The following is an 18978-nucleotide window of genomic DNA, read 5'->3' as shown; positions in this document are numbered from 1 at the left end:
GGCCGATCGGGACGCGATCGGCCGAGGGGCGCCGTGCTGGTGCGGAACGTGCGGATCGGAACCCGTGCGCTACGCGGTGACCTTCTCGCGCTCGGCAGCGGCCTGGGCCGGCTCGGCAACAGCGGTCGGGACGTTCTCGCGCGGCGTCGGGAGGACGGCCATGATCGCGGCGGAGACCACGATGGTGGCCATCCAGCCGAGGCCGTACTTGCCGATCGGGGTACCGGCCAGCGGGCCGGAGAACCAGTCGCAGCTGGTGAAGCTGAGACCGGCGAGCAGCGCGACGCCCCAGGCCGTCATCGCCTGCCAGCAGAAGCCGCCGACGTACCAGTAGCGGCTGGTGCGGCCGGTGTCCATCAGGGCCTCGGCGTCGTAGCGCACCGCGCGGGAGCGGCGGCGGAACATGTCGACCGCGTAGACGCCGATCCAGGCGGAGAAGGAGACCGCGAGCAGGATCAGGAAGGTGATGAAGGAGCCGAGGAAGCTGGTGGCGACCAGCATCAGCAGCCCGCCGGCGACCAGCGAGATCACGGCGTTGATGCTCACGGCCATGGCGCGCGGCAGCTTCACACCCATGGTCTGGGCGGTGAAACCGGCCGAGTACATCGACAGGCTGTTGATCAGCAGCATGCCCACGATCGCGGTGAGCAGGTACGGCACCGCCAGCCAGGTCGGCAGCAGGTCGCCGAGGAAGGAGACCGGGTCCTGCGCCTTGGCCAGCCCCGGGGTGGCGACCGCCATCACGGCGCCCATCAGCACCATGGGAACCATCACCAGGCCGGCGCCGGAGACCGTCGCGCCGACGATCCGCTTGCCGGAGGCCTGGTGGGGCAGGTAGCGGGCGAAGTCGGGGCCGGTGGGCACCCAGCTGATGCCGCCGGCCGCGATCGTGCCGACACCGGCGACCATCATCGCGGTCGTCCCGGCGGGCTTGGCGAAGACGTCGCCCCAGTGGATGGTGGCCACCAGGTAGGCGAGCACCAGCATGCTGAACAGGCCGAACAAGTAGGTCGACCACTTGTTGCAGATGTTCAGCACCTTGCGGCCCATGCCGCTGACCAGGAAGGTGCAGGCGACGAAGAGCAGCAGGGTGATCACGATGAGTGCGTCATTGCTCTTGATGCCGAAGAGCAGCTTGAGCACGGTCAGCACGGCGTAGGCGCCGGTGACCGCGTTGATCGTCTCCCAGCCGAACCGGGCGATCCAGAGGATCGCGCCGGGGAACAGGTTGCCGCGCACCCCGAAGGTCGCCCGGGAGAGCGTCGCACCCGGTGCGCCGCCCCACTTGCCGGAGACCGAGAGCACTCCGACCAGGCCGAACGACACGACCGCGGCGCACGCGGCGACGATCAGGACCTGCCAGAAGTTCAGCGAGTTGAAGACCACCAGGGCCGCACCCATGGTGAGCAGCAGGACGCTGATGTTGGCTGCGACCCAGGTCGGGAAGAGCTCTCTGACCCGACCGTGGCGCTCGTGGTCCGGCACGGGCTCGATGCCGCGGGTTTCGATGGCGCCGCTGGAGTCGGCGGAGGACAGACTGTCCATAGGTGGTTCTCCGGCGAGGGAAACGGGGAATTGGGCCAAAACGGACGTTCTAGGAACTCTACGCGGGTTGCACAGTAGCGGTCATCGTACTTTCATCCAATCTCGTGGCAAATTCGGTGTTGGTGATGTCACGGTTGGCGACCACGTGACGGCGATGTCAGGTCAGCGATCGCACGACGGAGCGGTGGCCGGCGAGGCCCCGGCACTCGGGTCTCGGGGGCGTGGGCGTGCTCGGGGCAATCGCGGATCACTGGCGATGGCGGCTATCGCACCTTGTCGCGGCACAGCTCCCGGTCCACGAGGGTGCTCATCGCCCGCTGGGTGTGGTCGTCCCCGTCGCCGGTGGCGAACACCACGGCCGTGCGAGTTCCATCCGGGGTGACGCCGACCCAGGTCCGGTAGCCGGGCACTCCGCCCGGGTGAGCGAAGTAGCTGCCGCCGCAGGACAACGGGAGCTCGCCCAGCCCGAGCCCGTAGTCCGCGCCCAGTTGCGGCGCGGGCACCGTGGTCCTGAGGGGTGTAGGTGCGCGAGTGCTCGGCCTGGTAGCCGGCGGCCGTGTTCAAGGCGGGGATGTCGCCCACGACGCCGGGGATGCCGCTGGTGTGCTGCAGCAGCTGCCGGACGGTGATCCGGCTGCCGTCATTGCCGTTGCCGATGTCGCGCCGTGTTCGCTCAGGCGGTGCCACCGGGGTTCCGCCCGAAGGCAGCCTCGAGGACGGCGGGGACATCGGCCTCGGAGACGGCGGCGCGTACCTTCGCGAGGACGGCGGGGACGTCGGGGTCGTCGATGACTCCCAGATACTCCTGCCGCAACTGGTAGATGAGCTCGACCAGTTCGGGCCGCAAGCGCATCCAGGCGCGGGACGTCCGGATCTCGTCCTCGACCTTGTCCATGAACCACCGCATGACGTCGTACGGGATGTCCACGTGCTGCCCTTGGGAGTTGAAGCAGACTGTCGGCTCCCGGGCCGGGTCCTCATCGGGGACGATCGCGATGACGAGGGCCTGCCGATCCGCGACGAGCCCGAGCTCCAAGTACCAGGCGTCATCGGGGACGGAGTACATCACGGTGATCGCGTATTCGCCGTTCGGGTGCGTGGTGGGCATGGCCGCATGCTGCCATGCCCGTTGAAGTGGCGGGCCCGGAGGGGAGTTGGCCAGCTCCGGGATCGTGGGGCCGGGCGAGGCCGAGCGTGCGCCGTGGACGGCGTTGTCGGCCTCCGTGTCCGGCCAGGGAAATCGGCAACCCCCATCGGCCCGACGAGCCAGAAGCCGCTTTCGCTGGAGGCCCTTTGAGGTTCGTACTCGGTGGGCTTGCGATAGGTTGCCCGACATGACTGAAACCGGATCCGTCCCCTGGCCGCCTGCCCCGATACGGACCGAGCGGCTCGTGCTCCGTGAGTCCGAGGCCCGGGACCGTGCGGCGTTCATCGAGCTGTTCGCTTCACCGGAGGTGGGCACCTACGTCGGTGGCTCCCGACCGCGTGACGAGCTCGAGCGCGCGATGCCCGAGGTGCCCGGGCGGCGCTTCGGCTTCTTCGTGGTCGAGCTCGACGGAACAACGATCGGCATGATCACGCTCGATCGGCGCGACCCGGAGCGTAAGGGCCACATCCGTCCGGAAGGCGGCGAGCCCGAGCTCGGCTACATGTTCCTGCCGCAGGCATGGGGACGCGGGTACGCCACCGAGGCGGGCGCAGCGGCGCTCGACTGGTTCGCCGACGCGCATCCCGGCGAGTCAGTGGTGCTCTCCACCCAGACCGCCAACGACGCCTCGATGCGCATCGCGGCGAAGCTGGGGTTCACCGAGGTGGAGCGGTTCGAGGAGTGGGGCGCCGAGCAGTGGTTCGGCATGTGGTCCCCGGTCACGCCGTCCTGACGCTGTAGGGGGCCTGGGGGAGCACCACGTTGGCCAACCCGGTCTGCTCGTAGGTGGCGTGCGCCTCGGCGCGAGCGGCGTCCGCGCGTTCGGTGCCGCCACCGATGGCGTCCTCACGGGCGGCGAGGGTCTTTTCGATCCGGGGCAAGAGGATCCCGCCGAGCACGGCGAAGATCACGAAGAAGCAGACGAGGCCGACGACGACGTCGGCGAGATGAGGCTGCAAAGGTCCCATGGGATTGCATGGTAGGGGTCATCGGTTGGCAAAGGAAGGCCGGTGTGCGCTGCCCATCTCGGGTGGCCGGCAATGCGGCTGACTGAGCGTCATGAATGGTCAGCGTGCGCCGGGCCGGCAGGGTGTCGGCAGAGGCGCGAGTTCTACCAACTGCGGCGCCGTGAGAACCATGAAACGGACTTCAGCTACCCCCTGCTGACGTACACCATCAGCGAGAGTGATCTGATGCCGCCCGTCTGACCTTGTGTGTGTGGGCGGAGCGGTGAGCGTGCCGGGCCCCCGGAGGGGGAGGCTCCGAGGGACCCGGGGGTGGGGTGTCAGCCGCAGTGGGACCAGCCGCTGGTCCAGGAGGTGCTGCCGTAGGAGCCGCCCCACTCCACGCATGTGCTCGGGGCGTACTCGCGTACCGGGCCGGCGTAGTAGGTGAAGTTGCCCGGGTTGCCGGCGGAGGGCCCGCCCTGGACGGCGAGGGTGGCGTTCATGGCGACGGCGCCGCTGGGGTTGGCGGCGAGGGTGGTGGTGCAGTTGGTGCCGGTCGAGGTGTTGTAGAGGAGGTAGACGGTGGCGTCGCCCAGGCTGTGGGTGTCGATCACCGAGTAGCCGCTGCCGCAGACCTGGCCCGCCGTGTACGGGTTGCCGGTGGCGGGGGAGGGGGTGGGCGAGCCGGTGCCGCAGTGGCTCCAACTGCTGGTCCAGGAGCTGCCGGCGTAGGAACCGCCCCACTGGACGCAGGAGTTGGGGGCGTAGGCGGTCACCGGACCGGCGTAGTAGGTGTAGTTGCCGGAGTCACCGGCCGGACTGCCGCCCTGCACGGTCAGGTTGGCGCTCATCGCCGCGGTGCCGCTTGGGCTGTGAGCAAGGGTGGTGACGCAGTTGCGGCCGGTGGCGCCGTTGTACAGCAGGTAGGTGGTGGCGCTGCCGAGGTCGTGCGAGTCGATCACGCCGTAGCCGCTGCCGCAGACCTGGACCGGGGTGTAGATGTTGCTGCCCACCGGGCCGGGGGCGCCGGAGCCGCCGCCGCAGTGCGACCAGCCGCTGGTCCAGGAGCTGCCGGCGTAGGAACCGCCCCACTGGACGCAGGAGTTGGGGGCGGGCTCGGTCACCGGGCCGGCGTAGTAGGTGTAGTTGCCGGAGTCACTGGTCGAGGGGCCGCCCTGGACGGCGAGGGTGGAGCTCGTTGCGGCCGCGCCGGTCGGGTTGCCGGCCAGGGTGGTCACGCAGTTGCGACCGGTGGAGGAGTTGTAGAGCAGGAAGACGACCGCGTTGCCGAGGCTGTGGGAGTCGATCACGCCGTAGCCGCTGCCGCAGATCGTGCTCGGGCTGTACGGGTTGCCGCCCGGGACCGGCGGCGGGTTGTTGCCGGTGCCGCTGGCGACGGGGGTGGTGTAGCCGACGATGTAGTAGCCGTCGCCGGGGTCCACGCTGCTCGGCTCGTCGCCGACCGCCTTCTGGCCCGCGGATATGGTGATGGACGCCACGTGGGAGCTCACCGCGAAGCCGGCCATCGAGCCGGTGCCGGTGGTGCCGTCCCAGTCGCCGTTGGCGGTGGTGATCGATCCGTCGGAGTTCGCTGCGGTCACGATGCCGACGTGGTGGATCGAGGAGTCGTAGATGCTGCCGTACTCGACGGCGTCACCCGGCTGCGGGTTGTAGGTGGTCGAGGTGTGCTGGGTGCCGTTGTTGAACCCGTAGGTCTGGAAGCTCGCGGCGGCGGCGTCCAGGCCGCCCGTGTAGAAGCCGGAGTTCTCCCAGACCCACATGGCGAAGTCGGCGCACCAGTACTCGGGGCCGCCCGAGTAGCCGCCGGAGCAGCTGTGCTCGTACTGGGAGCCGCCGAGGCTGTTGTAGGTCGGGTTGTCGGCACACGTACCGGCGCTCTTGCCGATGTTGGCGGCGGCGAGCGAGGCCGCGTTGCCGCCGGCCGCCGCGGTGGCGGCCGGGGAGTCGAAGAAGGCGAGCAGGCCGGCCACCAGGATGGCGGCGGCCAGGGCGGCTAAGCGGCGGGCGAATTGCTTGAGCTTCACTGTTCGTTCTCCTTGTGGTCCTCGGCTGGAGCCGCGTCGAGGTGTGGGCTCGGCGTCTGCGTCGATCGGGCGCGCAGTGGTGCGAAGGAGCTGCGGGAAGGAGCTGTGCGAAGTGGAGCCGTGGGCAGAGCGCGGAGCTGAGGCAGCATGTGGAACTGGGGGCGCTCGGGGTGCGATTGGAGCGCGCGCCGGTGGGATTATCAGCGCAGGGAATATGAGAAATCGATAGGGCGGCATGTGGAGATATGGATCACGCCGGGTGGAGGGCATACGTCTGGTCGGATGATCGGTATGCTCGCGGCCATGTCACCCTCACTCGCCGCCCCGGAGCCTGCCCGCGAACGCGCAGGTCGGGGCCGTGACGACGCCTGCCCCGGGGCGCTGCGACTGCACGCGGCGGATGACGGGGCGTTGGCGCGGATCCGGGTGCCGGGTGGGCTGCTGACGGCCGAACAAGCGCTTGCTCTGGCGACGGCTGCCGAGGAACTGGGCGACGGGGCACTGGAGACCACCTCACGCGGCAACGTCCAACTGCGCGGCCTGGCGGCGGATGCCGGTGCGGAGCTGGCGGCGCGGCTGACCGAGGCCGCACTCCTGCCGTCGCTGAGCCACGACCGGGTGCGCAACATCGTCGCCACCCCGCTGGCCGGCCTCGACGGCGGCACCGACCTGCGGCCGTGGCTCCGCGAACTGGACGCGCTGCTCTGCGCCAGCGACACCGCCCGTGCGCTCTCCGGACGGTTCCTGTTCGCCCTGGACGACGGGCGCGGTGACGTCGCCGCGCTGGACGCCGACGTGACGCTGATCGCCCGCCCCGACGGCAGCGCCCTGGTGCGGCTCGGCCGCGCCGACTGGTGCGCGGAGGCGGTGGACGGCCCACGGGCCGCCCTGCGGGCCGCCGAGGCGTTCGTCGCCCTGGCCGACGGCGCCTGGCGGGTGCGCGAGGCCGACCCGGACGGCGCCCGGCTGGCGGCCCGGCTGGGCCTGACGCCCCGCCCGCTGCCCGAGCTGATCGGCCGTCGGCCCGTCGTCGGCGTCCAGGCCGGCGCGCTCGGCGCGGGCCTGCGGTTCGGCCGGGCCACCGCCGACCAGTGGCGAGCCCTGGCCGGCGCGGCTTCGGCGGCCGCGAACGAGCTGCGGGTCACCCCCTGGCGCACCGTCATCCTGCCCGGTGCCGACCTGGCCGTGCTGCCCCGCCTCGCCGCGCTCGGCCTGCGCACCGACCCCCGCTCGCCCTGGGAGGGCGCCACCGCCTGCACGGGCGCCCCCGGCTGCGCCAAGTCGCTCGCCGATGTGCGCGCCGACGCGGCCGCGGCGCTGGAGGCCACCCACGAACCCGGTGCCCTGCCCGTCCACTGGTCCGGCTGCGCGCGCCGCTGCGGCCACCCCGCCGGCGCCTGGGTGGACGTGCTCGCCGCCGGACCGAGCGGCTACCTGATCTCCCAACCGACCGGCAGCACAACCGAAGTGACGAATCAACAGATGGCAGCGGCGGTCGCCGCGGCCCGGAGGACCCCGTGATCGAGTACGAGAAGGACGGTGCGGCGATCTACCGCGAGTCCTTTGCCACCATCCGCGCCGAGGCCGACCTCGCCGCCCTCCCGGCCGACGTGGCACAGGTCGCGGTGCGCATGATCCACGCCTGCGGCATGACCGACCTGGTCAAGGACCTGCTCTGGACCCCCAATGTGGTGGCCGACGCGCGTGCCGCGCTGCGCGCCGGTGCGCCGATCCTGTGCGACGTCTCGATGGTGGCCAGCGGGGTGACCCGCAAGCGGCTGCCCGCCGACAACGAGGTGATCTGCACGCTGTCCGACCCGTCCGTGCCGGCGCTCGCTGCCGAGCTGGGCACGACCCGCAGCGCGGCCGCCATGGAGCTGTGGCGGGACAGGCTGGCGGGCTCGGTGGTGGCCGTCGGCAATGCGCCGACCTCGCTGTTCCGCCTGCTGGAGATGATCGAGGACGGCGCCCCCCGCCCGGCCGCGGTGATCGGTGTGCCGGTCGGCTTCGTCGGCGCGGCCGAGTCCAAGCAGGCGCTCGCCGAGCACCCGTCCGGCCTGGAGCACATCGTGGTGACCGGTCGGCGCGGCGGCAGCGCGATCGCTGCAGCCGCCCTCAACGCGATTGCGAGTGAGGTCGAGTGACGGATCGTCAGGAATCGCAGGACCGCCAGGAGGCGAAGCTGTACGGGGTCGGGCTCGGCCCCGGCGACCCCGACCTGCTGACCCTGCGGGCCGCCCAGGTGATCGCCAAGGCCGACGTCATCGCCTACCACAGCGCCCGGCACGGCCGTTCGATAGCCCGCTCGATCGCGGCTCCGCACCTGACCGGCGACCAGATCGAGGAGAAGCTGGTCTACCCGATCACCGTGGAGACCACCGACCACCCGGGCGGCTACCGGGGTGCGTTGGAGGAGTTCTACGAGGAGGCCGCCGCCCGGCTGGCCGCCCACCTGGACGCCGGCCGGACCGTCGCCGTGCTGGCGGAGGGCGACCCGCTCTTCTACGGCTCCTACCAGCACATGCACAAGCGCCTGGCGCACCGCTACCCGACCGAGGTGATCCCCGGGGTGACCTCGATCAACGCGGCCGCCGCCCGACTGGGCGAGCCGCTGGTGGAGGCGGAGGAGGTGCTGACGGTGATACCGGGCACGCTGCCCGAGGAGGAGCTGACGGCCCGCCTGGCCGCCACCGACTCCGCCGTGGTGATGAAGCTCGGCCGCACCTTCCCGACCGTGCGGCGGGCGCTGGAGCGGGCGGGCCGGCTGGACGAGGCCCGGTACGTCGAGCGGGCCACCATGCCTGGCGAGCGCACCGGCAAGCTGGCCGAGATCGACCCGGACGGCGTGCCGTACTTCTCGGTCGCCGTGCTGCCCAGCCGCATCAACCACCCCAAGCCGGAGCCCGAGCAGGGCGAGGTGGTGGTGGTCGGCACCGGTCCGGCCGGGCCGCTCTGGCTCACCGCCGAGGCGCGCGGGGTGCTGGCCGCCGCCACCGACCTGGTCGGCTACACCACCTACCTGGACCGGGTGCCGGTCCGCCCCGGACAGGTGCGGCACGGCTCGGACAACAAGGTGGAGTCCGAGCGCGCCGAGTTCGCCCTCGACCTGGCCCGCCGCGGCCGCCGGGTCGCGGTGGTCTCCTCCGGCGACCCGGGCGTCTTCGCGATGGCCACGGCCGTGCTGGAGGTCGCCTGCCAGGAGCCGTACCGCGAGGTCCCGGTGCGGATCGTGCCGGGCATGACCGCCGCGCACGCCGCCGCCTCCCGGGCCGGTGCGCCGCTGGGGCACGACTACGCCGTGGTCTCGCTCTCCGACCGGCTCAAGCCGTGGTCCGTGGTCGCCGAGCGCCTGCGGGCCGCGGCGGCCGCCGACCTGGTGCTGGCGCTGTACAACCCGGGCTCCAAGAGCCGCACCACGCAGGTCGGCCTGGCCCGCGACGTGCTGCTGGAGCACCGCGCCCCGGACACCCCCGTGGTGATGGCCCGGGACGTCGGCGGGCCGACCGAGCGGGTGCGGACGGTGAAGCTGGGCGAGCTCGACCCGGCCGAGGTGGACATGCGGACCATCCTGCTGATCGGGTCCTCCCAGACCCAGGCGGTGCGGCGCGGCAACGGCACCGAGGTGGTGTGGACCCCGCGCCGCTACCCGGAGCCGGAGCGGGAGGGCTGAGCAAGCGCTTGGTCAAGGTGCGGCGGTGGCTGAGCGCTTGGTCATCGCCGCAGCGCTGAGCGGACGTTCGGCGCGAGCCCGGCCGGGTGGGGGCCGGCCGGGCTCGGCCCGAGAAGCATCCCAAGCGTGGTAGAAACCCATGCCCAGGACGCCCGGCTGCCCTCCCCTGTATGGCAGCCGGATCTGCCCCCTGCCCCTGAGGGTACGGATGGGTGACCACCTGCGGATACCTCATCCGTGCACTCTCGCCACGGCCGGACCCTCACCACTGCACAGCCCACCGCACCACCGCACCACCACCGACACGACGCCGGACCCAGGGGCCCTGAGGGGGCGGCAGCCGAGACCGGATCAGGAGGACCGCAGATGTCCGTGGGCTCGAGGTCCATGGCCGACGAACCGCGGCCGGGGAGTGGCCGGCCCGGCGATCGGACGGAGGCCGCCCGCCACGGCGACCGGCTGGACGCCCTGTGCGACCAACTGCGGTTGCAGGCCGACCGTCCCGACGGTCCGGCCCGGCTGGTCGGTTGGCTGGCCCGGCAGTTGACCGCCGACGTCACCCTCACCGTGCGCGCCCCCGGCACTCCTGTCGTCCCCACCCGCCCCGCCCCCGGCACCGCACCCCCCGCCCCCGAGGCCTCAGCACCCGCCGGCGCCGCCGAGCGGCTCGCACCGGCCGCCGCAGCGGTGGGCCGCCTGCTGAACGGCGCCCCGCTGCCTCCCACCCCCGCAACACCCGCCACCCCCGACCCCACCGTGCGGCTCTTCCCGATCGGTGGCCGGCACCCCGACGCGGTGCTGGCGCTGCGCCGGAAGGAACCGCTCACCGCCCTCGACGTCCGGCTGATCACCCACACCGAGACGGTGCTGGCCCGCCTGCTCGCCGCCCGCGAGTCGGCCGCCGAGCGCGCCGTCCTGCACCAGGTGTCCGCCTCCCTGCGGGTCGCCGCCTTCCAACTGCTGATGGGCGGCCAGATCACCCTGGCCCGGCGCGCCGCGGCGCCGCTGCTCCCGGGCGTCCTGGTGCACGAGCGCGCCCGGGTCTACCTGGTCGACTGCACCACCACCGACCGCGACGTCACCGCCCGGGTGCTCGGCGGCAGCCTCGCCGGCCAGGCGCTCCTGGTCCGCTGCCCGGCCAACGACACCCACCTGATCGTGCTCGCCCCGCTCGCACTGGACGCGTCGCTGGACGAGCACGGCTGGTGCCCCACCGGGCTGACCCTGCGCGGCGTGGTCGAGCCGCGCCCCGACCACCACCTGGGCGGCAGCACCACGGTGGACATCGCCCACACCGCCGACGCCTACCGCGAGGCGTTCCACGCGCTCACCGTGGCCCGCAACCTGCCGCACCGGCACGCCCTTTACCAAGCGCAGACCCAACTCGCCCAGCTGGTCGGCCAACCGGCCACGGGCTGGGCGGAGCGGCTGCTCGGCCCGGTGCTGGAGCTGCCCCGGAACCAGCGCGACGAGGTGATCGAGACCACCCGCCTGGCGCTCGCCTTCAGCCACGCGCAGACCGGCAAGATACTGGACGTGCACCGCAACACGGTGGCCCGTCGGATCGAACGCGGCGTCGGCCTGCTCGGCCTGGACTGGGGCTCGTTCCAGGACCGGGCACTGCTGGACCTGGCACTGCAACTGCTCACCGAGGCAACCGAGGCAACCGAGGCAACCGAGGTAGCCGAGGCAACCGGGGCAACCGGGGCAAGCGGGGCAACGGACCAGCGGAGCGCCGGCCGGCGGGTCGGGCTGCCCGCGATCCTGTCCAGCGAGGCGGCCCGGGCCTGGGCGCAGGCGTTCCTGGCCCCGCTGGCCGAGGACCGGCGCCCGCTGCTGCGCACCCTGGCCGGCTGGGTGGCGGCGGGGGCCAACGCCCGCGACACCCAGACCGCGCTGGGGCTGCACCAGCAGACCGTGCTGGACCACCTGCGCACCGCCGAGCGGTTGCTGCAGCGGGAGTTGACGGCGGGCCGGAGCGGCGCGTACGAACTGGCCTGGGCGCTGTGGATCAGCGGAGCGGCCGCGCTGCCGAGGCAGCCGCTCAGGTAACGGCTCCGCTCAGGTAACGGCTCCGCTCAAGTAACAGCTCCGGGCGGGCTCAGGCGGGGAACCCCACCCCGGTCAGCTGCTCGGACGCCGTCCAGAGCCGGGCCGCCATCGCCAGGTCGGTGGCCTGTCGCGGCAGCCGCGCCGTGCTCGGCGCACCGACGATCTCGAACGGCCCGCCGGGCCCGTAGTACCCGCCGCCGACCACCCGCGCACCGGTCGCCGCCAGCAGGCTGGGCAGCGCGCCCTGTTCCGCGCTCTGCGAACCCATGGGGAACCGCATGACCAAACCCGCGACTCTGTTCGACTGACGACCGAGGCTCCATGGGCGACCAGGGCTTGCCTGCCGACCAGGGCTCGCCTGCCGACCGAGCCGAGGGCCCGAGTTGACCAGATTGGTCCGGGAGAGGCCCGGGTGCGCGGCGGCGCTGAGGATGCCCCAGCGCTGGCGGTCGCTCAGCCGCTGCAGTTCCTGGGCGAACAGCAGGTTGGCCAGCTTGGAGGCGTTGTAGGCGGGCCAAGGGCGGTAGGAGTGCTCGGCGTTCAGATTGCCCAGGTCGATCCGGCCCAGCCGGGCGGCCAGGCTGCTCACCGTGACCACCCGGGGCGCGGTGGCGGCCCGCAGCAGCGGCAGCAGTCGGCCGGTGAGCGCGAAGTGGCCCAGGTGATTGGTGCCGAACTGGAGCTCGAAACCGTCCTTGGTGGTGTGCCTGGTCGGTACCGCCATCACCCCGGCGTTGTTGACCAGCAGGTCGACCGGCCGGCCGCGCTCCAGCAGGACGTCGGCGAACGAGGCGACCGACTCCAGGTTGGCCAGGTCGACCGTGGCCACCGAGACCGGCCCGGTGGTCGGGGCATTGGCGCGGATCCGGTCCGCCGCCGCCTCGCCCTGGGCGCCGTTGCGGACCGCCAGCACCACTTCGGCGCCGGCCAGCGCCAGCAGCCGCGCGGTGTGGTAGCCGATTCCGCTGTTCGCTCCCGTGACGACGGCCAGCCGGCCGCTCTGGTCGGGGATCGCGATGTTCCGCCCCCGTGGTCCGGCGCTTTGCTGGGGCGTGGTCCGACGGGCCATCGCAGGCTCCCTTCAGGGCCGATTGGTGGTTCGAGCAGGACGGTACCTCACCAAAGCCCCAACTCGCCTAGAGCTTCCGCCACATCAGTCACCACTTGGACACCGGCGGGCGCTTCGGGCCGCCGTACGAGTACCACCGGCAGACCCAGTTCGCGCGCCACCGCCAGCTTCGGGGCGGTCGCCGCGCCGCCGCTGTCCTTGGTCACCAGCAGGTCGATCCGGTGCTCGCGGAACACCGCCCGCTCGCCGTCCAGCGTGAACGGACCGCGTTCCAGCAGCACGGTCAGGTCGGCCGGGAGCGGTGGCTCGGGCGGCTCCACCGAGCGGGCCACCAGGTGCACGCCGGTGACCTGAGTGAACTCCGACAGCCCGAGCCGCCCAGTGGTCAGCAGCGCCCGCCGTCCCAGGCTCGGCAGCAGGGCCGCGGCGGCGGCCAGCGAATCCACCGAGTGCCACCGATCACCCGGGACCGGGACCCAGCTGGGCCGGCGCAGCGCCAGCAGGGGAGTATGGGTCGCGGCGGCCGCCTCGGCCGCGTTCCGGCTGATCACCTGGGCGAAGGGATGCGTGGCGTCGATGAGGGTGTGCACCTGCTGCTCGCGCAGCCAGGCGGCGAGGCCGGCGGCCCCGCCGAAGCCGCCCACCCGCACCTCGCCGGCCGGCAGCCGCGGCTCGGCCACCCGGCCCGCCAGCGAACTGGTCACCCGCACCGACGGCTCGGCCGCCAGTGCCGCGGCCAGCTGCCGCCCCTCGGTGGTGCCTCCGAGGATCAGGATGTGCTTCACGGGTGTCTCCTCGGGGCTTGCTGACGGGCTCTTCGCGGCGGGCCCGGACGGACGAAGGGGTTGGCGTGGCTGAGAGTACGGGTACGGGCGTGGGCGGACGCAGCGGGCAGCTGCGCAGCAGCGGACTGCGCCCCGGGTGGACCACCGGGGCCTGCGCCACCGCTGCCACCACCGCCGCCTACACCGCCCTGCTCACCGGGGCCTTCCCGGACCCGGTCGGGATCACCCTGCCCAAGGGCCAGCAGCCCGCCTTCGCCCTGGCCGGCGAGCGGTTGGCGGACGGCAGCGCGATGGCCGCCGTGGTCAAGGACGCCGGGGACGACCCGGACGTCACCCACGGCGCCGTGGTGCGGTCCACCGTGCGGCACGGCGCGCCCGGCAGCGGCGTGGTGTTCCGGGGCGGCGACGGCGTCGGCACCGTCACCAAGCCCGGCCTGCCGCTGGCCGTCGGCGAGCCGGCGATCAACCCGGTGCCGCGCGAGATGATGCGCACCGCGATCGCCACGGTGGCGGCCGCGCACGGCGGCAGCGGCGATGTGGAGATCGAGATCGCCATCGACAACGGCGCCGAACTCGCCCGCTCCACCTGGAACCCGCGCCTGGGCATCCTCGGTGGGCTCTCGGTGCTGGGCACCACCGGCGTGGTGGTGCCGTACTCCTGCTCGGCGTGGATCGAGTCGATCCGGCGCGGCGTGGACGTGGCCCGGGCCGCCGGACGCACCCATGTGGCCGGCTGCACCGGCTCCACCTCGGAGAAGGTCGCGATCGCCGAGTACGGGCTGCCCGAGGACGCACTGCTCGACATGGGCGACTTCGCCGGCGCCGTGCTCAAGTACCTGCGCCGCCATCCGGTGCCGCGGCTGACCATCGCCGGCGGCTTCGCCAAGCTCTCCAAGCTCGCCGCCGGCCACCTCGACCTGCACTCCGCCCGCTCCCAGGTGGACAAGGGCTACCTCGCGGGGCTGGCCCGGATCGGCGGCGCCGACGCCGAGCTGGTGTCCGCCGTGGCCGGTGCCAACACCGGGCTGCAGGCGGTGCAGTTGTGCCGGGCGGCCGGGGTGCCGCTCGGCGACCTGGTCGCCGAGGCGGCCCGCGCCACCGCCCTCGACGTGCTGCGCGAGGCGCCGGTCGCGGTCGACGTCATCTGCATCGACCGCGCCGGCACCATCGTGGGCCGCTGCGCGCCGGCCGCCAATCGCTGACCGCACCGCGTCGGCTACTGCGCGCCGGCCGCCAATCGCTGACCGCACCGCGTCCGCTACTGCGCGCCGGCCGCCAATCGCTGACCGCACCGCGTCCGCTACTGCGCGCCGACCGCTGACCGCTGACCACACCGCGTCCGCTACTGCGCGCCGGCCGCCAACCGGGCCACGCACTAGGGCTGGAGGGACCGGTCGCGGTCGCAGGAGTACAGGTGGCTGTCCTGGAACTGCTCCGCGGCCAGCGTGCGGCCCACCATGATGACGGCGGTGCGCAGCACCCCCGCCGCCTTCACCTGGTCCGCGATGTCCGCCAGGCTGCCGCGCAGCACCAGCTCGTCCGGGCGGCTGGCCATCGCCACCACCGCGGCCGGGCAGTCGGCGCCGTAGTGCGGCAGCAGCTCGGCCACCACCCGGTCCACATAGCGGGCCGCCAGGTGCAGCACCAGCAGCGCGCCGCTGCGCCCCAGGGTGGCCAGGTCCTCGCCGGGCGGCATCGGGGTGGCCTGCTGGGCGATCCGGGTCAGGATCACCGTCTGGCCGACCGTCGGCACGGTCAACTCCCGCTTCAGCGCTGCCGCGGCCGCCGCGAAGGCCGGTACGCCGGGCACCACCTCGTAGGGCACGCCCGCCGCGTCCAGTCGGCGCATCTGCTCGGCGACCGCGCTGAACACCGAAGGGTCACCCGAGTGCAGCCGGGCCACGTCCTGGCCGGCCCGGTGGGCGGCGACCAACTCCTCGGTGATCTGGTCCAGGTTGAGCTTCGCGGTGTCCACCAGGCGGGCGCCGGGCGGGCATTCGGCCAGCAGCTCGGCGGGGACCAGGCTGCCCGCGTACAGGCACACCTGGCAGCGGGCCAGGGTCCGGGCCCCGCGCACGGTGATCAGATCGGCGGCCCCGGGGCCGGCACCGATGAAGTAGACGGTCACAGGGTTTCTCCTCGCTCCGACCCTCGCTTGACGACGGACCACTGGGTGACCGGCATCGCCTGCCGCCACCCGGTGAACCCGCCCACCGGCACCGCATGTGCGACCGCCAGCTTCACCAACTCCCCACCGCGGCGCCGGTACCACTCGGCCAGCAGGGCCTCCGACTCCAGCGTCACGGTGTTGGCCACGAGCCGCCCGCCCACCGGCAGCGCCGCCCAGCAGGCCTCGAGCAGCCCCGGCGCGGTCAGCCCGCCGCCGATGAACACCGCCTCCGGCACCGGCAGTTCGGCCAGCGCGGCGGGCGCCGGGCCGGTCACCACCCGCAGCCGCGGCACGCCGAGGGCACGGGCGTTGCGCTCGATCCTGGCGGCCCGGGTCTCGTTCTTCTCCACGCTGACCGCCTGGCAACTCGGGTGCGCCCGCAGCCATTCGATGCCGATGCTGCCGGAGCCGCCGCCGATGTCCCAGAGCAGCTCGCCAGGGGCCGGCGCCAGCGCGGCCAGGGTGACGGCCCGAATGTGACGCTTCGTCAACTGCCCATCGTGCTCGAACAGTTCATCGGGTAGCCCCGGGGTCAGGCCGCGACGCGGGGTGGCGTCGGCAGCCCGGCAGTCCACGGCCACCAGGTTGAGGTTCTCGCCGCTCGGGTGCGGCCAGTCGGCGGCCGTGCCGTCCAGGTGGCGTTCCCGCTCCGCGCCGAGCTGCTCCAGTACCCGCAGCCGGCTGGGCCCGTAGCCGTGCTCGGTCAGCAGCGCCGCCACCAGCGCCGGGGTGCCCGCGTCCGCGCTCAGCACCAGCAGCCGCCGCCCGTCGTGCAGCGCGCCGAGCAGGCCCGCCGGGTCGCGGCCCACCAGGCTCACCACAGCGGTCTCCTCCACCGGCCAGCCGAGCCGGGCGCAGGCCAGCGACACCGACGAGGGATGCGGCAGCACCCGCAGCCGCTCGGCGCCCAGCTCCTCGGTGAGGGTCCGCCCGATCCCGTAGAACATCGGGTCCCCGCTGGCCAGCACCGCCACCCGGCGCCCGGCCAGCCCGGCGAACAGGCCCGCCACGGCCGGTCGCAGCGGGGACGGCCAGGCGACCCGTTCGGCCGTCACGTCGGCGGGCAGCAGGGCCAGCTGGCGGCCCCCGCCGACGATCGCCTCGGCCGCGCGCAGCGCCTCCCGCGCCGTGCCGCTCAGCCCCGGCCAGCCGTCCGCGCCGATCCCGACCACGGTGATCGGCGTGGGCGCGGTGGTGCTGCTCAACGGGACTCCTCGCAGGTCAGCGGGACGAAGGGGGCGGACCCGGGCAGCCTATCGCCCGGCCGGAATCCATGGCGGGCTGCGTATAGTTGCCCCGGTCACAGTTGCCGCCACGCGAAACACCAGGTGCCTGCCCGTGTTGAGGATCAGCTCCCGCAATGCCCGCTTCCAGCAGTGGCAGTCGCTGCTGACCAACCGGACCAAGCGGCAGCGCGCCCACGAGTTCCTGGTCCAGGGCGTGCGGCCGATCTCGCTGGCCGTCGAGTACGGCTGGCCGATCCACGCCCTGATCCACGACGCCGACCGCAAGCCGTCCGAGTGGGCGGCCCGCCTGCTGCGCACCGTGCCCGGCGCCGAGCGGATCGCGATGGCCCCCGAACTCCTGGCCGAGCTGGGGGAGAAGAACGAGGCCGCGCCCGAGCTGATCGCCGTGGTCGAGCTGCCCGCCGACGACCTGGCCCGGATCCCGGTCTCCGACGACTTCCTGGGCGTCCTCTTCGACCGCCCCACCAGCCCCGGCAACATCGGCAGCATCATCCGCTCCGCCGATGCCTTCGGCGCCCACGGCATGCTGGTGAGCGGCCACGCGGCCGATGTCTACGACACCAAGTCGGTGCGGGCCAGCACCGGTTCGCTCTTCGCCCTGCCCGCCGTGCGGGTGCCGTCGCCGCGCGAGGTGATGGACTGGGTGACCGCCGAGCGGGCGGCCGGGCACCCGATCGTGCTGGTCGGCACCGACGAGCACGGCGACTGCGACGTCTTCGACTTCGACTTCACCCAGCCCACCCTGCTGCTGGTCGGCAATGAGACGGCCGGTCTCAGCAACGCCTGGCGCGAGCTGTGCGACTACACCGTGGCCATCCCGATGAGCGGGTCGGCGAGCTCGCTGAACGCGGCCAATGCGGCCACGGCGGTGCTCTACGAGGCATCCCGGCAGCGGCTGGTGGCGAAGCGGGCGGAGCGCACGGCGCGGACCTGAGAGGTCTCCGTGACGGCTTGATCGGCGGGCCCCGCCTCGCTCGGGGGCGGGTGGCAGCAGCGCAGCCACCCGCCCCCACAGCTTTCATCAGCCGGTGTTGATGGTCCAGCCCTTGTCATGGAGGATGATGCCGATCGGCACGTAGTAGACCCCGTGGAAGCACCAGGGCTTCCGCTGCCAGGCATCCGCCGTGGTGAAACCGCCGCAGTCCATGGTGTTGTCGAGAGCGGTGATCACCCCGCGAGCCTGATCCTTGGTCCAGCCGTTCGACCCCGTGAACACCGGGCCACCACTGTCGCCGTTGCCCGCGGCTATGCCGTTGGAGTAGGCGAAGTCCACATCCGGCCTGGTGATGCCGTTCTCACCGGTCACGCTGATGTCCGTTTGCCGGATGGAGAGTCCGCAGTGGGCGCCGGAGTTGGCACCGGATGTGCACACCTGGTCGCCGACGTTGTTGCTCCCCCAACCCGAAACAGGCTTCGAGTAGCCGTTCGTGGCGTTCCACGGTCCGTCGTAGACGCGATTTCCGGAGGGGCTGCTGCCGGGGTCCAGGCCGGTGACGTCATCGGTGGCCGACTCGTTCTCGCTCATGGCGGTGCCGACGAACGCCTGGCTGCCACCCCACGTGTAGAAGTTGCCCTTGTCGCCGCAGTGGTAGGCGGTCGTGACGAGCTTCTTCCCGTCCGACTTCCTCGTGACCGCGAAGCCGGTCGAGCAGATCGTGCCGGCGAACGTCTTCAGGCCGGCCCCGCCCTGCCACGGAGCCGCGTCAGCCTCACGTGTTGCCGAGGCGTCGATGCTCAGCAGCTGGTACCGGACATGCGTGTCGACACCGGTGATGCCTTCCGTTGTCGCCTGGACCTCGCGCGTCTTGTCCTGCCGTGTCGCGGACGACAAGGAATCACGCGCATCGAACTTGCCCTGGCCGCGGTCCTCGTCGTAGGTCACGTCGAGCCCGCTGCCGTCAACCGCGGGGGCGATGCTGGTTATTCGGGTGGCGGCCGGTGTCACCTTCGACGCCAGGTCGTTCTGCTTCCCGTTCGGCATGAGCTTGTCCCGGGCGGCGTGAAGTTCCGCCTTCGAGTACTTGGCCGGCACTACCTCCGCAGAAATGCCGGCCGGGAGCTTCGCCAGAACTGCCGCCACCGAGGCCGGGACCGCGCCCTTCCAGTGGAGGCGGATGTGCATGTGGGCGGGGTCGACCTCCACCTCGGTGAAGCCCGGTATCTCGGCCCGATCCGATTCGGACCGTCCGCCGGTGATCTGGTCGACGACCTTGTCGAGCTTCTCCTGGTTGCTCATCACCTGAGCGTCCTGCAGAGTCACTCCGCGTGCAGGGCTACCACTTTGATCATCCGTGAACCCTG

Annotated in this window: 17 protein-coding genes; 7 read left to right on the top strand and 10 right to left on the bottom strand. The window is 72.5% G+C overall.

Features of this window, described 5'->3' with window-relative positions; translation table 11 throughout:
* Positions 1 to 69: 69 nt before the first annotated feature.
* The 3 genes from P3T35_RS06430 to P3T35_RS06420 form a co-directional block, all read right to left on the bottom strand.
* Entirely contained in the window at positions 70 to 1545 is a 1476-nt protein-coding gene (locus P3T35_RS06430; RefSeq protein ID WP_101379597.1) for a cytosine permease, read from the bottom strand.
* Between the two features lie 263 nt (positions 1546 to 1808).
* On the bottom strand, positions 1809 to 2048 hold the full coding sequence (locus P3T35_RS06425) for a serine hydrolase (RefSeq protein ID WP_280704615.1): 240 nt from the start codon (positions 2046 to 2048) through the stop codon (positions 1809 to 1811).
* A gap of 170 nt (positions 2049 to 2218) precedes the next feature.
* The gene (locus tag P3T35_RS06420) at positions 2219 to 2653 is read right to left on the bottom strand and encodes a hypothetical protein (protein WP_101379596.1); all 435 of its coding nucleotides are present in this window, start codon (positions 2651 to 2653) and stop codon (positions 2219 to 2221) included.
* A gap of 226 nt (positions 2654 to 2879) precedes the next feature.
* Between P3T35_RS06420 and P3T35_RS06415 the strand changes: the two genes are divergently transcribed.
* On the top strand, positions 2880 to 3425 hold the full coding sequence (locus tag P3T35_RS06415) for a GNAT family N-acetyltransferase (RefSeq protein WP_101379595.1): 546 nt from the start codon (positions 2880 to 2882) through the stop codon (positions 3423 to 3425).
* Here P3T35_RS06415 and P3T35_RS06410 read toward each other — a convergent pair.
* Both P3T35_RS06410 and P3T35_RS06405 read right to left on the bottom strand, forming a co-directional pair.
* Positions 3412 to 3660, bottom strand: a complete 249-nt coding sequence (locus tag P3T35_RS06410) for a hypothetical protein (RefSeq protein WP_101379594.1) — start codon at positions 3658 to 3660, stop codon at positions 3412 to 3414. The genes P3T35_RS06415 and P3T35_RS06410 overlap by 14 nt on opposite strands.
* A 317-nt stretch (positions 3661 to 3977) precedes the next feature.
* Complete coding sequence (locus tag P3T35_RS06405) at positions 3978 to 5684, bottom strand: CHAP domain-containing protein (protein ID WP_180356371.1); 1707 nt, start codon at positions 5682 to 5684, stop codon at positions 3978 to 3980.
* Positions 5685 to 5987: 303 nt separating this feature from the next.
* Here P3T35_RS06405 and cobG point away from each other — a divergent pair, with 303 nt between their 5' ends.
* The 4 genes from cobG (at position 5988) to P3T35_RS06385 (ending at position 11406) form a co-directional block, all read left to right on the top strand.
* Positions 5988 to 7205 (top strand): precorrin-3B synthase, encoded by a 1218-nt coding sequence (gene cobG, locus P3T35_RS06400; RefSeq protein WP_280704611.1) that lies wholly within the window; start codon positions 5988 to 5990, stop codon positions 7203 to 7205.
* Entirely contained in the window at positions 7202 to 7828 is a 627-nt protein-coding gene (locus P3T35_RS06395) for a precorrin-8X methylmutase (RefSeq protein WP_101379592.1), read from the top strand. The genes cobG and P3T35_RS06395 overlap by 4 nt, the downstream gene beginning before the upstream one ends.
* Positions 7825 to 9354, top strand: coding sequence for a precorrin-2 C(20)-methyltransferase (locus P3T35_RS06390; RefSeq protein WP_101379591.1), 1530 nt, complete (start codon positions 7825 to 7827; stop codon positions 9352 to 9354). The genes P3T35_RS06395 and P3T35_RS06390 overlap by 4 nt, the downstream gene beginning before the upstream one ends.
* A 387-nt stretch (positions 9355 to 9741) precedes the next feature.
* The gene (locus P3T35_RS06385; protein ID WP_101379590.1) at positions 9742 to 11406 is read left to right on the top strand and encodes a helix-turn-helix domain-containing protein; all 1665 of its coding nucleotides are present in this window, start codon (positions 9742 to 9744) and stop codon (positions 11404 to 11406) included.
* 49 nt (positions 11407 to 11455) lie between these two features.
* Here P3T35_RS06385 and P3T35_RS06380 read toward each other — a convergent pair whose 3' ends face one another.
* Positions 11456 to 12475 (bottom strand): SDR family oxidoreductase, encoded by a 1020-nt coding sequence (locus tag P3T35_RS06380; RefSeq protein ID WP_101379589.1) that lies wholly within the window; start codon positions 12473 to 12475, stop codon positions 11456 to 11458.
* Between the two features lie 47 nt (positions 12476 to 12522).
* Positions 12523 to 13260, bottom strand: a complete 738-nt coding sequence (locus P3T35_RS06375; RefSeq protein WP_101379588.1) for a cobalt-precorrin-6A reductase — start codon at positions 13258 to 13260, stop codon at positions 12523 to 12525.
* 65 nt (positions 13261 to 13325) lie between these two features.
* Between P3T35_RS06375 and P3T35_RS06370 the strand changes: the two genes are divergently transcribed.
* Entirely contained in the window at positions 13326 to 14462 is a 1137-nt protein-coding gene (locus P3T35_RS06370) for a cobalt-precorrin-5B (C(1))-methyltransferase (RefSeq protein ID WP_101379587.1), read from the top strand.
* Between the two features lie 173 nt (positions 14463 to 14635).
* Here the strand turns inward: P3T35_RS06370 and cobM are convergent, their stop codons facing one another.
* Together cobM and cbiE are read right to left on the bottom strand one after the other, a co-directional pair.
* Positions 14636 to 15388, bottom strand: coding sequence for a precorrin-4 C(11)-methyltransferase (gene cobM / locus P3T35_RS06365; protein ID WP_101379586.1), 753 nt, complete (start codon positions 15386 to 15388; stop codon positions 14636 to 14638).
* Positions 15385 to 16635, bottom strand: a complete 1251-nt coding sequence (cbiE, locus tag P3T35_RS06360; protein ID WP_280704608.1) for a precorrin-6y C5,15-methyltransferase (decarboxylating) subunit CbiE — start codon at positions 16633 to 16635, stop codon at positions 15385 to 15387. The genes cobM and cbiE overlap by 4 nt, the downstream gene beginning before the upstream one ends.
* 127 nt (positions 16636 to 16762) lie before the next feature.
* Between cbiE and P3T35_RS06355 the strand changes: the two genes are divergently transcribed.
* Positions 16763 to 17611: an RNA methyltransferase gene (locus tag P3T35_RS06355; RefSeq protein ID WP_101384920.1), complete on the top strand. Its 849-nt coding sequence runs from the start codon at positions 16763 to 16765 to the stop codon at positions 17609 to 17611.
* Between the two features lie 87 nt (positions 17612 to 17698).
* Here P3T35_RS06355 and P3T35_RS06350 read toward each other — a convergent pair whose 3' ends face one another.
* Positions 17699 to 18913, bottom strand: coding sequence for a S1 family peptidase (locus tag P3T35_RS06350; protein ID WP_101379584.1), 1215 nt, complete (start codon positions 18911 to 18913; stop codon positions 17699 to 17701).
* Positions 18914 to 18978: the final 65 nt, after the last annotated feature.

Source organism: Kitasatospora sp. GP30, from assembly GCF_029892145.1.
In the GTDB taxonomy this organism is placed as follows: Bacteria; Actinomycetota; Actinomycetes; order Streptomycetales; family Streptomycetaceae; genus Kitasatospora; species Kitasatospora acidiphila.
The sequence above is the reverse complement of the archived record's forward strand: the minus strand, read 5'-3'. Positions and strand labels throughout refer to the sequence as shown.